The sequence below is a fragment of the Pseudomonas capeferrum genome, assembly GCF_013523055.1.
GTDB classification, from domain to species: Bacteria; Pseudomonadota; Gammaproteobacteria; order Pseudomonadales; family Pseudomonadaceae; genus Aquipseudomonas; species Aquipseudomonas capeferrum_A.
The window spans coordinates 50828-64650 of the sequence record NZ_JAAMQM010000024.1; the positions used below are offsets into that span (position 1 = coordinate 50828).

Genomic DNA, 13823 nt, shown 5'->3' on the forward strand with positions numbered 1-13823 from the left:
AGAATGGGGCCCTTGAGGGCCCCATTCTTGTGCAGCAGGCAGAGTCTTACTGGGCCAGCTTCTTGTGTCTTACCCGGTGCGGTTGCGCGGCAGCGTCACCCAGGCGTTTCTTGCGGTCAGCTTCGTATTCGGTGTAGTTACCTTCGAAGAACACCACGTTCGAGTCGTCTTCGTACGCCAGGATATGCGTGGCCACACGGTCAAGGAACCAACGGTCGTGGGAAATCACGATGGCCGCGCCCGGGAAGTCCAGCAGCGCTTCTTCGAGGGAGCGAAGCGTCTCGACGTCGAGGTCGTTGGACGGTTCGTCGAGCAGCAGGACGTTGCCACCCTCCTTCAGCGTCAGGGCCAGGTGCAGACGACCACGTTCACCGCCGGAGAGGTCCCTGACGAACTTCTGCTGGTCGCCACCCTTGAAGTTGAAGCGGCCGACGTAGGTACGCGAAGGAATCTCGTAGTTGCCGATGCGGATCATGTCCGAACCATCGGAAACCTGCTGGAACACGGTCTTGCCGCCGTCCAGGTCCTCTCGGCTCTGGTCGACGCACGCCAATTGAACGGTATCGCCGATCTCGATGCTGCCCGAGTCTGGTTGCTCCTTGCCCATCAGCATGCGGAACAGGGTCGACTTACCGGCGCCGTTGCCGCCGATCACGCCAACGATGGCGCCCTTGGGCATGGCGAAGGACAGGTTCTCGATCAAGACGCGATCGCCATAACCCTTGGAGACGTTCTTGAACTCGATGACCTTGTCGCCCAGGCGTGGGCCTGCGGGGATATAGATCTCGTTGGTCTCGCTACGCTTCTGGAATTCCTGCGACTGCATCTCTTCGAAACGCGCCAGACGAGCCTTGGACTTGGACTGGCGGGCCTTGGCGCCCTTGCGCACCCACTCCAGCTCCTCCTTCATGGCCTTTTCGTGAGCGCTCTGCTGCTTGGATTCCTGCGCCAGACGATCCGACTTGGCTTCCAGCCAGCCGGAATAGTTGCCTTCGTACGGGATACCGGCACCACGGTCCAGTTCGAGAATCCAGCCAGCGACGTTGTCGAGGAAGTAACGGTCGTGGGTGATCGCGACCACGGTCCCCGGGAAGTCATGCAGGAAACGCTCGAGCCATGCGACCGAGTCGGCGTCCAGGTGGTTGGTCGGCTCGTCGAGCAGCAACATGTCGGGTGCCGACAGCAGCAGACGGCAAAGGGCGACACGGCGCTTCTCGCCACCGGACAGGTGTTCGATGCGCGCATCCCAGGCTGGCAGGCGCAGTGCGTCGGCGGCCACTTCGAGCTGGCGCTCGAGGTTGTGACCGTCGGCGGCCTGGAGAATGGATTCGAGCTTGGCCTGTTCGGCCGCCAGTGCGTCGAAATCGGCATCGGGCTCGGCGTAGGCCGCGTAGACCTCGTCCAGGCGAGCCTGGGCATTCTTGATGACGCTGACCGCTTCCTCGACCACTTCACGAACGGTCTTGCTCGCATCGAGCTGCGGTTCCTGGGGCAGGTAACCGACGTTCAGCTCGGGCATCGGACGCGCTTCGCCGTCGAACTCTTTGTCGACCCCGGCCATGATCCGCAGCAAGGTCGACTTGCCCGCGCCGTTGAGACCGAGCACGCCGATCTTGGCGCCCGGGAAGAACGACAGTGAAATGTTCTTGAGAATTTCCCGCTTCGGCGGCACGACCTTGCTCAGCCGATGCATGGTGTAGACGTATTGAGCCAAAACCAAGCCCTCTATCAGATAGGTAAAGACAGCGACAAAACCCACGCAGGCCGTTCGACAACGCCATGCGGGACGTCGCAACAGAATCAGGCGATGTGTTTATGGTGTGTCATGGACAAAGTCGGTCATTCTACGCCAAGACAGGGCCTTGCGCAGATGCCGAATGGCAGCCGGCCATGAAAGACCGGCCAACTGCTAATAAAGGTCAGACGTGCGCCTGTTTGCGTGCGCCGCGCGGCAGACGGCAGCGCTCGGCTTGCCCCGCAAGACGGGCGCTCCAGTCGGCTTTCACACTGAAGCCTGCGACACGCGCAGCAGGCGCGGCGGGCTCGGCCAGCGGCCGTGCCGCGGGCGCAGCGGCCGTCTTGCGCAACTGGGCCAGCGAGGGGCTCTTGCGCATGCTGGTGACAGGCGCGCTGGCCTTGACCAGCGTACGCTGGCAGGACTTGCAGGACACGTCCTCGATCACCCGAGAGCTGACCAGCGTCGGGCTGTTGCGCCCGCAGGCGGAGTCGTTGCCATTGGCGGAATAATGCGTAACCAAAACCGTACATCTCCAAAGCGTCATAAATAAAGCCGCTGCATTTTCGCACAGCTGCCCTGGCCCTGCCGATCCGGATGAGCCGAAGCCATATATCGCGCACGCTGGCACTTTGCCACATTTGCGCGCATGCTAGCCGCCCTCATGTGTCCGCCTTACAGTTCGCCACGGCCACGTGTCCTGATTACCGGCATGTCCCGTGCATGTACAACCCTGCCATCGCCAGCCCAATCGCAGGATCAACGCTTGACCAACCTTAATCGACCGTCATTCCTGCGAACCGCGCCCTCCCATTTCGCCACGCCGTTGCGTGGGTCGCGCAAGGCTGCCTTGGCTCTTCTGGCCTTGATGCTGCTGGGTTTGCTGCTGGGACAGCTGTTCTCGCAGTTCCGCCATACCCAGGCCGAGTTACGTCAGCACAGCGTGGACGCGAGTGCCGAACTGGCTGACCATCTAGGCTTGAACATGGCACTCAAGGCCCAGGAAGCCCTGAATGCCTTGCTGCCTTACGTCAAAGCACCGGCACCATCGGCCCTGCGTGTTCTGGAAAGCACATTGCGCGCGCGCCTGCCTGCATTGCGTCAGTTGTCCTGGCTCGACGGCGAAGGCAAGGTGCTGGGTGGCAGCCAGATCGAGCATCAGGATCGCCAAGTGGTTGACAGCTATTTGCACCTGAATCGAGGGCGTCCCTATTTCTATGGCAACTCATACGACAAGCGGCATGTCTATCTGCTGATCCGCCAGCCCAGCGATCAAGTCGAGGGCTACTGGCTGCTGCGCATGGATGTCGACTATTACCGGGATCTGACCCGTCACCTGGACAGCATCAGTCATCCGCTCTGGTTGCTGGAGAATATCCGCAGTGGCGACATCATCCAGAGGCATGCGCCTGTCCCGACCAGCGATGAAGCTCCGGAAAGCGTGATGCTCTCGTTCATCGACAACAGCGCCTGGCAACTGCGCGGTCTGTACGATGTCGCCCAGGCGCGAGACCGATTGCTGCCAGCGCTGATCGGCAAGTGCCTGCTGGTATTGTGTTGCGCCTTGCTGCCGATCCTGGCTCTGATCAATATGCGCCGTCGCCAGCGTGTCCTGCAGGAAGACCGTCGACGTTATCAGGAGATCTTCGAAGGAACCGGCGTGGCGCTCTGCGTCCTGGACCTCTCCAGCCTGCCCGGACAACTGGACCGCTACCCGCTACGCAACCGCGCCGCGCTCAAGCAGCGCCTTGCCTTGGAACCCGACCTGCAGCGCACGTTGCTGCAGGACCTGAAGATCACCGAGATCAACGAAGTCGCCCGTCAGTTGCTCGACGTCGACTGCCATCAGGATGCATGGCAGCGGTTGATCGACAGTAGCGGCGAGGGTTTTCAGAGCGTTGGCGCCGAGCTCATCGACGCATTGATCGAACATCGGCCACAGCTGGAGCTGGAAGTGCGCCTGTCCGCGCCGCAAGGCGGCGAGTTGCACTTGTGGCTGATGGCCCGTCTGCCGCAACAGCGTCGCGACTACCGGGCCGTGATCCTGAGCATCAGCGATATCACCAGCCGCAAGCAGGTCGGACTGTCATTACTGGAGCGTGAAAGTTTCTGGTCGGACGTGGTCAGAACCGTACCTGACCAGCTGTATGTGCAGGATGTACAGAGCCAGCGAATGATCTTCAGCAATCGCCACCTGGGCCATACCCTGGGTTACGCGCGTGCCGAACTGACCCAGATGGGCGATCGCTTCTGGGAAATCCTGATGCACCCCGAAGACGCCGAGTACTTCCACCGGTTGCGTCTGCAGCAGCATGAAAACAATCACAGCGAGCCCCTGCATTGCCAACTGCGCTTGTGTCACCGTGATGGCAATTGGCGCTCCTACGACATCCGCGAACAGGTCCTGACCCGCGATAACGATGGCCGGGTGACGCGGATCATTGGCGTGGCCAAGGATGTCACCGTACAGATCGAGGCGAGCGAGTCGCTGCGCGAAAGCGAACAGCGCTATCGCCTGCTCGCGGAAAGCATCAGCGACGTGATCTTCTCCACGGACAACCAGTTGCACCTCAACTACGTCAGCCCGTCGGTGCAGACGGTATTGGGTTACAAGACCGAGTGGGTCTTCGAGCATGGCTGGCAATCGGTCATCGCCAATCCCGCCCAGCTCAGCGGCATGCATGGCCTGATGCAGCGACTCAGCAGCGCCCTTGGCGACAGTACGCAACTGGCATTGCTGCGCACGCAATTGCCGACCCAGGTATTTCTCTTCGACTGCCTGCGCGCCGATGGCCGCAAGATCCCGATCGAACTGCGCCTGGTGCTGGTCTGGGACGAGCACGAGCGGTTCGCCGGCATTCTCGGCGTCGGCCGTGACATCAGCCAGCAGCGGCGCGCGGAAAAAGACTTGCGCATGGCAGCGACCGTGTTCGAGCATTCCACATCGGCGATCCTGATCACCGACCCCGCCGGCTATATCGTCCAGGCCAACGAGGCTTTCACCCGGGTCAGCGGCTATGAAGTCAGCGACGTACTCGACCAGTTGCCGGGCATGCTGACCGTGGATGAGCAGCAGGAGGCCCACCTTCGCTATGTGCTCAAGCAGCTGCACCTGCGCGGCAGTTGGGAGGGCGAGGTCTGGCTCAAGCGCCGCAGCGGCGAGCATTACCCGGCCTGGGTCGGTATCACGGCGGTACTCGACGACGAAGGCGACCTGGCCAGCTATGTGTGCTTCTTCACCGACATCAGCGAACGCAAGGCCAGCGAACAGCGCATTCACCGCCTGGCCTACTACGACGCCCTGACCCATCTGCCTAACCGGACACTGTTCCAGGACAGGCTGTATACCGCGCTGCAGCAGGCCGAGCGGCAGAAGTCCTGGGTGGTGTTGATGTTCCTTGACCTGGACCGTTTCAAGCCGATCAACGATTCGCTCGGCCACGCCGCTGGTGATCGCATGCTCAAGGACATGGCCGAGCGTCTGCTTGGTTGCGTCGACGATGACGACACCGTGGCGCGCATGGGCGGCGACGAGTTCACCTTGCTGCTGCAGCCGCGCGCCACGCGCGAGATGGCCCTCACCCGGGCCATCCACGTGGCCGAGAATATCCTCGCCGGGCTGGTACGGCCGTTCGTGCTGGAGAATCGCGAGTTCTTCGTCACCGCCAGCATCGGGATCGCGCTCAGTCCCCAGGACGGTAGCGAGCTGAGCCAGTTGATGAAGAACGCCGACACGGCGATGTACCACGCCAAGGAACGCGGCAAGAACAACTTCCAGTTCTACCAGGCCGACATGAATGCCAGCGCGCTCGAGCGCCTGGAGCTCGAAAGCGACCTGCGCCATGCCCTGGAGCAGGACCAGTTCGTGCTCTATTACCAACCGCAGTTCAGTGGCGACGGCAAGCGTCTGACCGGCGCCGAGGCCTTGTTGCGCTGGCAGCATCCGCGCCGCGGGCTGGTGCCACCTGGCGACTTCATCCCGGTGATCGAGGAGCTCGGCCTGGTCGTGGACGTGGGCGACTGGGTCCTGCGCGAAGCCAGTCGTCAGCTCAAGGCCTGGCACAAGGCCAAGGTGCGCGTGCCCAAGGTTTCAGTGAACATCTCCGCACGGCAGTTTTCCGACGGCCAGTTGGGCACACGAATCGCCACCATTCTCGAAGAAACCGGCCTGCCCCCGGCATGCCTGGAGCTGGAGCTGACCGAAAGCATCCTGATGCGCGAGGTCAACGAAGCCATGTTGATTCTCGATAGCCTGAAGAAGCTCGGTCTGAGCATCGCGGTCGACGACTTCGGCACCGGCTACTCATCGCTCAACTACCTCAAGCAATTCCCCATCGACGTACTGAAGATCGACCGGACCTTCGTCGACGGCCTGCCCGAGGGCGAACAGGATGCGCAGATCGCCCGGGCGATCATCGCTATGGCGCACAGTCTCAACCTGGCCGTGATCGCCGAGGGCGTGGAGACTCACGAACAGTTGGAGTTCCTTCGCGAACATGGCTGTGACGAGGTACAAGGCTACCTGTTCGGCCGTCCCATGCCGGCTCGGCAGTTCGAGACGCAGTTCGCCAACGAAACCCTGTTCATGCTTGGCTGAGCCCCGCCCTGCCGTTGCCGGTGAAGCGTTCAAGGGCGCCGATCCGGCGGGCGGGAGGCGACCGAGTCAGCTGTGCTGATGGCACTTCATGTCCCTTGTGCCGCTTGAATTCCTTTGGTCCGCGACATGATGCCCATTCATATGCCTTGTCCAAGGCAATGGGGTAGAATGCCCCCCCAATTCAGCCCGATCCTTGAGGACCGCCATGTTCAGCCGTGATTTGACCATTGCCAAGTACGACGCCGAGCTCTTCGAAGCCATGCAGCAAGAAGCCCTGCGCCAGGAAGAGCATATCGAGCTGATCGCTTCGGAAAACTACACCAGCCCGGCCGTCATGGAAGCCCAGGGCTCGGTCCTGACCAACAAGTATGCCGAGGGCTATCCGGGCAAGCGCTACTACGGTGGTTGCGAATACGTCGACGTGGTCGAGCAACTGGCCATCGACCGCGCCAAGGAACTGTTCGGCGCCGACTACGCCAACGTCCAGCCGCACGCGGGCTCGCAGGCCAACGCCGCTGTCTACCTGGCCCTGCTGTCTGCCGGTGACACCATTCTGGGCATGAGCCTGGCACACGGTGGCCACCTGACCCACGGCGCCAGCGTCAGCTCGTCGGGCAAGCTGTACAACGCCATCCAGTACGGCATCGACGGCAACGGCCTGATCGACTACGACGAAGTCGAGCGCCTGGCACTCGAGCACAAGCCGAAGATGATCGTCGCCGGCTTCTCGGCCTACTCCCAGGTTCTGGACTTCGCCCGTTTTCGCGAAATCGCCGACAAGGTCGGTGCCTACCTGTTCGTCGACATGGCTCACGTAGCCGGTCTTGTCGCCGCGGGCGTCTATCCGAACCCGGTACCTTTCGCCGACGTGGTCACCACCACGACCCACAAGACCTTGCGCGGTCCACGTGGCGGCCTGATCCTGGCCCGTGCCAATGCCGACATCGAGAAGAAGCTGAACTCCGCGGTCTTCCCAGGCGCCCAGGGCGGCCCTCTGGAACACGTCATCGCCGCCAAGGCGATCTGCTTCAAGGAAGCCTTGCAGCCTGAGTTCAAGACCTACCAGGAGCAAGTGGTCAAGAACGCCCAGGCCATGGCCGAAGTGTTCATCGAGCGCGGCTTCGATGTCGTTTCCGGCGGCACCAAGAACCACCTGTTCCTGCTCTCGCTGATCAAGCAGGAAATCTCGGGCAAGGATGCGGACGCCGCCTTGGGCCGCGCCTTCATCACCGTCAACAAGAACTCGGTACCCAACGATCCACGCTCGCCGTTCGTGACTTCGGGCCTGCGCTTCGGTACGCCTGCCGTGACCACCCGTGGCTTCAAGGAAACCGAGTGCCGCGAGCTAGCCGGCTGGATCTGCGACATCCTTGCCGACCTCAACAACGAATCGGTGATCGACGCCGTTCGCGAGAAGGTCAAGGCGATCTGCAAGAAACTGCCGGTCTACGGTCAGTAAGCTTCACTGCTACAAAAGCCCGGCCTTGCGCCTAATGCTTGTCAGTTAAGACCCATGGGGCTGCTTTGTCCCCCTTCGCGGGCAAGCCCGCTCCCACAAGAAGTGCGCAGTTCCTGAATTCAGCGCTCAACTTGTGGGAGCGGGCTTGCCGCGAAGCAGCCCCAATTGCAGATTGTGGGGCTTAACTGACTGGCATTAGGCCTTGCGCCGGGCTTTTTTTGGATCTTTTGTGGGGAATCGCTGGATTGGCAACCCCGGGGTTGTGCACGCCCATTTGGAACAGGGTGCCGATCCGCTCTCTTTTCTTATTGAAGAATCAAGCACCGAGCCGCTCGAAGCCTTCACGGATCCGAGCCTCGGGCAGGTCATCGGCGATGAAGACCATCACGCTTTCGCGCTCTTCGCCTTCCGCCCACTCGGTGTCCCAGTCGAAGCCGTACAGCTTGAGCACACCCTGGAACACCAGGCGCCGTGACTCACCGGCAATGTTCAGCACGCCCTTGTAACGCAGCAGCTGCTTGCCATGGTTTTCCAGCAGTTCATTCATGAAGTCGCTGATACGATCGATGTCCAGCGGCGCATGGGTACGCAGGACCATGCTCGAGATACGGTCTGGAGTAGCGGCTTGAAGCAGTGGCCGCAAGCTCGGTCGAAGGCTGCCGCCAAGGTCGGCGTTGAGGTTGAAGCCACGTACGTCGAGCAGTTCGGCCAGGTCGATGTGGCCATGTTCGACCACGCGAATGGCCGCGCGCCGGTTGATGCGACTCAGCCGTTCACGCAGAGCCTCGACGGCTTGCGGCTCGACCAGGTCGGTCTTGCTCAGCAGCAGGCGGTCGGCAAAACCTACCTGGGCCTGGGCAATGGTCTGGGTCAGGTGCACATCGGCGTGGGCGGCATCGACCAGGGTGATAATGCCGTCGAGGATGTAGCGCTCGCGCAACTCCTCGTCAATGAAGAAGGTTTGCGCCACCGGTGCAGGGTCGGCCAGCCCGGTGCACTCGATCACCAGGCGGTCGAAGCGGATCTGCTCCGCATCGAGCCGCTCCAGCAGCAAGTACAGGGCCTTGGTCAGGTCGGTATGGATGGTGCAGCATACGCAGCCATTGGCCAGCGTCATGACCTGCACGGGTTCGTCGCCAAGCAGTTGAGTATCGATGCCGGCATCGCTGAACTCGTTCTCGATCACGGCGATCTTCAAGCCATGCTCGGCCTTGAGCATGTGGCGGAGCAAAGTGGTCTTGCCGGCACCGAGGAAACCGGAGAGAACGGTGACGGGAATGGGCGTCTGCACGCGGGGATTCTCCTGAAGCTGAAAATGACTGTGGGAGCCAGGTTACCCAGGCTCCCACAGGATCATGCTTGCCGCTTTATCAGCAGCACTTGGGACCGGACTTGCCGCCGTACCGAGCCTCCTGACGCTCTCGGAAGAACGCCTCGTAGCTCATCACCGGCTGGTCCGGGTGGGTAGCCTGCATGTGCTCGACGTAATTGTCGTAATCGGGCATGCCGACCATCAGGCGGGCTGCCTGCCCCAGGTATTTGCCCAGTCGACCCAGGTCGTTGAACATCGCTGCAGTCCTCTCTTAGGCGTCAGGCAAGGCCTGGAACGGGGTTTCCTTGTCGCTGCGCTCCTTGCGCCCCCAGGCGGCATAGCCGACCTTGAGAGCGAAGAACAGGATACTGAACACAACGACCAGGAACAGAATGGTCAGGCCCGCGTTGGTGTAGGCGTTGTAGATCACATGCTGCATCTGACCGATGTCCTTGGCCGGGGCCAATACCTGACCTGCATCCAGCGCCACGCTGTACTTGTCGGCCAGAGCCAGGAAGCCGACCGCCGGGTTTGGATCGAACAACTTGATCAGGCCTGCAGCCGTGGTGCAGATCAGCAGCCACACGGCAGGCACCAGGGTGACCCAGATGTAGCGCTGACGCTTCATCTTGATCAGTACCACCGTACCGAGCATCAGGGCGATACCGGCCAGCATCTGGTTGGAGATACCGAACAGTGGCCACAAGGTATTGATGCCACCCAGCGGATCGATCACCCCCTGGTACAGCAGGTAGCCCCAGAGCGCCACGCAACCGGCAGTGGCAATCAGGTTGGCTGGCCAGGAATCGGTACGCTTGAGCGCGGGGACGAAACTGCCCAGCAGGTCCTGCAGCATGAAGCGCCCGGCACGGGTGCCGGCATCCACCGCAGTCAGGATGAACAGCGCTTCGAAGAGGATCGCGAAGTGATACCAGAAGGCCATGGTGTTCTCGCCCGGCAGCACTTGATGGAGGATCTGCGCGATCCCCACCGCCAGCGTCGGCGCACCACCGGCACGCGCCAGGACAGTGTGCTCGCCGATGTCGCGGGCAGTCGCCTCGAGCTGTTCAGGGGTGATGGCAAAGCCCCAGCTGCTGACCGTCTGCGCTACCGAGACCACGTCGGCCCCGACCGCCGCGGCCGGGCTGTTCATGGCGAAGTAGACACCTGGCTCGATGACCGAAGCGGCGACCATCGCCATGATGGCAACGAACGACTCCATCAGCATGCCGCCGTAACCGATGTAACGGGCGTTGATCTCGTTGTCCAGCAGCTTGGGCGTGGTGCCCGACGAGATCAGGGCGTGGAAGCCCGACACGGCGCCGCAGGCGATGGTGATGAACAGGAACGGGAACAGGGTGCCTTTCCAGACCGGGCCGGTACCGTCGGTAAACTGGGTGAAGGCCGGCATCTTCAGTTCCGGCGCGAGGATCAGGATACCGATGGCCAGCGCGACGATGGTCCCGATCTTCAGGAAGGTCGACAGATAGTCACGTGGCGCCAGCACCAGCCAGACCGGCAGCACGGCGGCAACGAAGCCGTAGCCTACCAGCATCCAGGTGATCTGTACCCCGGTGAAGGTGAAGGCCGGACCCCATGTTGGATCGGCGGCGATCACACCGCCCAGCCAGATCGAGAGCAACAGCAGGACCACGCCGATCAGCGAAATCTCGCCGATGCGCCCTGGTCGGATATAGCGCATGTAGATGCCCATGAACATGGCGATCGGGATGGTCGCCATCACCGTGAACATGCCCCAGGGGCTTTCGGCCAGGGCCTTGACCACAATCAGCGCCAGTACGGCGAGGATGATGATCATGATCAGGAAGCAGCCGAACAAGGCGATGGTGCCCGGAATCCGGCCCATCTCCTCGCGCACCATGTCGCCCAGCGAGCGACCATTGCGACGGGTGGACAGGAACAGGATCATGAAGTCCTGGACCGCGCCCGCCAGCACCACGCCGGCGATCAGCCACAGCGTACCTGGCAGATAACCCATCTGTGCCGCCAGGACGGGGCCGACCAGCGGGCCGGCACCGGCGATCGCGGCGAAGTGGTGGCCGAAAAGGATGTGCTTGTTGGTCGGGACATAGTCCAGCCCATCGTTGTTGAGCACCGCGGGTGTCGCCCGACGCGGATCGAGCTGCATGACCTTGGTAGCGATGAACAGGCTGTAGTAGCGATAGGCGACCAGGTAGATGGCCACCGCCGCGACCACGATCCACAAGGCATTGATTGCCTCGCCACGACGCAGGGCGACCACACCCAGCGCATAGGCTCCCAGGACCGCCAGCACCAACCACGGAACATGGCGTAGCAAGCTATTATTGTTGTTCATGGTTTACTTCCAGCTGGTAAATTGGAAAAGACCGCTCAGCGAGTCTAGGGCCAGTCTCGGCGCATTGCCACACTTGCTTTGGTCTAGAGCCTGTGCGGCCTTGTCGTTCGGCCCAGGCACCTATTGCTTTCAACTATAGTCAGGACGAATTCCAGAGGGTCTTTCCGATGAGCGATCATGATGAGCGCCGCCGTTTCGTACGCATCCCGTTCAATGCGCAGACAGAACTGCGCCAAGGCCAGCAGCGCTGGCCTGTCGAACTGATCGATCTGTCTCTCAAAGGCATGCTGGTCAGACGACCCCAGGGGTGGGAGCCGGATCCTGCACAGAATTTCGAGGCCATCGTTCATTTGGATGAGCAAGTGAAGGTAGAGATGCTTGTGGGACTGCGTCATGAGGAAACCGCGCGGCTGGGTTTTGCCTGTCTGTACATCGATCTTGATTCGATGTCCCATTTGCACCGTCTTGTGGAACTGAACCTGGCCGATGGCCCCGAAATGATGCGTGAGCTGCGCGAACTCATCAAAATTTAAGATCTATTAGCCGACTATCTACCTGCCTGAAGGTCGTTTCTTGTCTATCTAGACAGCTTCAGGCAGGTTTCTCGCATACTGTAGGCACCCCTCTAGCACGCTCTCTTGCGACCTGGAACACAAACTGCATCCAGTCATTACAGGCACTGGGCGTGGCGCTGTTCAGTGCACGATCTAAATATTGTATACAATCTGTGTGGCCTTATGGCTCGCGTTCTGTCTACAGTAGTGCCACAACAAAAACTGAGAGCCTGCTCATGACTACGTCCTCTCCCGGCACGTCTTCGGTCAAACGCCCTGAAGATGAAAACCTTGGCCTTGGCGCCAACCTTGCCTACGGCTTGCAGCACGTCCTGACCATGTACGGAGGCATCGTTGCCGTACCCTTGATCCTGGGACAGGCCGCGGGGCTGGGGCCTTCGGAAATCGGTCTGCTGATCGCGGCCTCATTGTTTGCCGGTGGGCTTGCCACATTGCTGCAGACCCTTGGCCTGCCATTCTTCGGATGCCAGTTGCCGCTGGTCCAAGGGGTCTCGTTCGCTGGTGTCGCGACCATGGGCGCCATCCTCGGCAGTGAAGGTGGGGGCGGCTTGCCGGCGGTGCTTGGCGCCGTCATGGCGGCCTCGCTGATCGGTTTCCTGATCACGCCGGTCTTCTCGCGCATCACCAAGTTCTTCCCACCGCTGGTGACCGGCATCGTCATCACCACCATCGGCCTGACCCTGATGCCGGTAGCCGCGCGTTGGGTGATGGGCGGCAACAGCGCCGCGCCGGACTTCGGCAGCATGGCCAACATCGGCCTGGCGGGACTGACCTTCGCTATCGTCCTGCTGCTCAGCAAGCTGGGCAGCGCCACCATCTCGCGGCTGTCCATTCTCCTGGCCATGGTCATCGGCACGCTGATCGCCTGGGCCTTGGGCATGACCGATTTCAGCAAAATAGGCGAAGGGCCGCTGATGGCGTTTCCCACGCCTTTCCATTTCGGCATGCCGACCTTCCACATCGCCGCGATACTGTCCATGTGCATCGTGATCATGGTCACCCTGGTGGAAACCTCGGCCGATATCCTCGCGGTGGGCGAGATCATCGACACCAAGGTCGACTCGAAGCGCCTGGGCAACGGGCTGCGCGCCGACATGGCGTCGAGCATACTCGCGCCGATCTTCGGCTCCTTCACCCAGAGTGCATTCGCCCAGAACGTCGGCCTGGTAGCCGTGACCGGGGTCAAGAGTCGCTATGTGGTAGCCACGGGCGGCGTCATTCTGGTGGTGCTCGGCCTGCTGCCGATCATGGGTCGAATCATTGCGGCGGTTCCGACGCCGGTGCTTGGCGGCGCGGGAATCGTACTGTTCGGCACCGTGGCAGCCAGCGGCATTCGCACCCTGTCGAAGGTCAGCTACAAGAACAACGTCAATCTGATCATCGTCGCCGCCTCCCTAGGTTTCGGGATGATTCCGATCGCGGCGCCGAATTTCTACCACCAGTTCCCCGCCTGGTTCGAGACCATCTTCCATTCCGGTATCAGCTCGGCGGCCATCATGGCGATTCTGCTGAACCTGATCTTCAACCACTTCACGGTCGGCAATTCGGATCAGCAGTCGGTCTTCGCAGCAGGCTACGAGCGGTCTATCAAGTATTCGGACATTTCAGCGCTGCGCGATGGCGACTACTTCAAGGATGGCAAGCTGTTCGATGCGCAGGACACGGAGATCCGCGTCCTGGATGAAGGCGAGAGTCCCGCGCCTAACGGACGAAAGCCCGCTGCGCTCGAGCATTGATCGGGCTGGATGAGACGAGCACGAGGGCCGATGCGGATGCATCGGCCTTTTTCATGATCGGCTTTTCGCTT

General features: G+C 61.4%; 9 protein-coding genes. 4 read left to right on the forward strand and 5 right to left on the reverse strand.

The genetic code is table 11. The features are described 5' to 3' along the window. Nucleotides 1–46: 46 nt before the first annotated feature. Complete coding sequence (ettA, locus tag G7009_RS23210) at nucleotides 47–1714, reverse strand: energy-dependent translational throttle protein EttA (RefSeq protein ID WP_181132438.1); 1668 nt, start codon at nucleotides 1712–1714, stop codon at nucleotides 47–49. Nucleotides 1715–1919: 205 nt separating this feature from the next. Then, complete coding sequence (locus G7009_RS23215; RefSeq protein WP_181132439.1) at nucleotides 1920–2258, reverse strand: hypothetical protein; 339 nt, start codon at nucleotides 2256–2258, stop codon at nucleotides 1920–1922. Nucleotides 2259–2501: 243 nt separating this feature from the next. Here G7009_RS23215 and G7009_RS23220 point away from each other — a divergent pair, with 243 nt between their 5' ends. Beyond that, on the forward strand, nucleotides 2502–6332 hold the full coding sequence (locus tag G7009_RS23220; RefSeq protein WP_181132440.1) for a bifunctional diguanylate cyclase/phosphodiesterase: 3831 nt from the start codon (nucleotides 2502–2504) through the stop codon (nucleotides 6330–6332). Nucleotides 6333–6537: 205 nt separating this feature from the next. Next, complete coding sequence (gene glyA / locus G7009_RS23225; RefSeq protein WP_181132441.1) at nucleotides 6538–7791, forward strand: serine hydroxymethyltransferase; 1254 nt, start codon at nucleotides 6538–6540, stop codon at nucleotides 7789–7791. Between the two features lie 316 nt (nucleotides 7792–8107). Here glyA and yjiA read toward each other — a convergent pair whose 3' ends face one another. From yjiA to G7009_RS23240, 3 genes are all read right to left on the reverse strand, one after another. Beyond that, on the reverse strand, nucleotides 8108–9082 hold the full coding sequence (gene yjiA, locus G7009_RS23230) for a GTPase (RefSeq protein ID WP_181132442.1): 975 nt from the start codon (nucleotides 9080–9082) through the stop codon (nucleotides 8108–8110). Between the two features lie 79 nt (nucleotides 9083–9161). Continuing rightward, on the reverse strand, nucleotides 9162–9359 hold the full coding sequence (locus G7009_RS23235; protein ID WP_181132443.1) for a YbdD/YjiX family protein: 198 nt from the start codon (nucleotides 9357–9359) through the stop codon (nucleotides 9162–9164). A gap of 15 nt (nucleotides 9360–9374) precedes the next feature. Next, nucleotides 9375–11441 carry a carbon starvation CstA family protein gene (locus G7009_RS23240; protein ID WP_181132444.1) on the reverse strand — a complete coding sequence of 689 codons (2067 nt, stop codon included), beginning with the start codon at nucleotides 11439–11441 and terminating at the stop codon, nucleotides 9375–9377. A 167-nt stretch (nucleotides 11442–11608) separates the two neighbouring features. Here G7009_RS23240 and G7009_RS23245 point away from each other — a divergent pair, with 167 nt between their 5' ends. Both G7009_RS23245 and G7009_RS23250 read left to right on the forward strand, forming a co-directional pair. Continuing rightward, nucleotides 11609–11974: a PilZ domain-containing protein gene (locus tag G7009_RS23245; RefSeq protein WP_181132445.1), complete on the forward strand. Its 366-nt coding sequence runs from the start codon at nucleotides 11609–11611 to the stop codon at nucleotides 11972–11974. A 257-nt stretch (nucleotides 11975–12231) separates the two neighbouring features. Then, entirely contained in the window at nucleotides 12232–13752 is a 1521-nt protein-coding gene (locus G7009_RS23250; protein WP_181132446.1) for a nucleobase:cation symporter-2 family protein, read from the forward strand. Nucleotides 13753–13823: the final 71 nt, after the last annotated feature.

What these genes read in the sequence shown, in the direction of transcription:
- G7009_RS23245 (WP_181132445.1), top strand. Translation starts at nt 11,609, where the DNA reads ATGAGCGATCATGATGAGCGCCGCCGTTTCGTACGCATCCCGTTCAAT.
- G7009_RS23240 (WP_181132444.1), bottom strand. Translation starts at nt 11,441, where the DNA reads ATGAACAACAATAATAGCTTGCTACGCCATGTTCCGTGGTTGGTGCTG.
- G7009_RS23235 (WP_181132443.1), bottom strand. Translation starts at nt 9,359, where the DNA reads ATGTTCAACGACCTGGGTCGACTGGGCAAATACCTGGGGCAGGCAGCC.
- G7009_RS23250 (WP_181132446.1), top strand. Translation starts at nt 12,232, where the DNA reads ATGACTACGTCCTCTCCCGGCACGTCTTCGGTCAAACGCCCTGAAGAT.
- glyA (WP_181132441.1), top strand. Translation starts at nt 6,538, where the DNA reads ATGTTCAGCCGTGATTTGACCATTGCCAAGTACGACGCCGAGCTCTTC.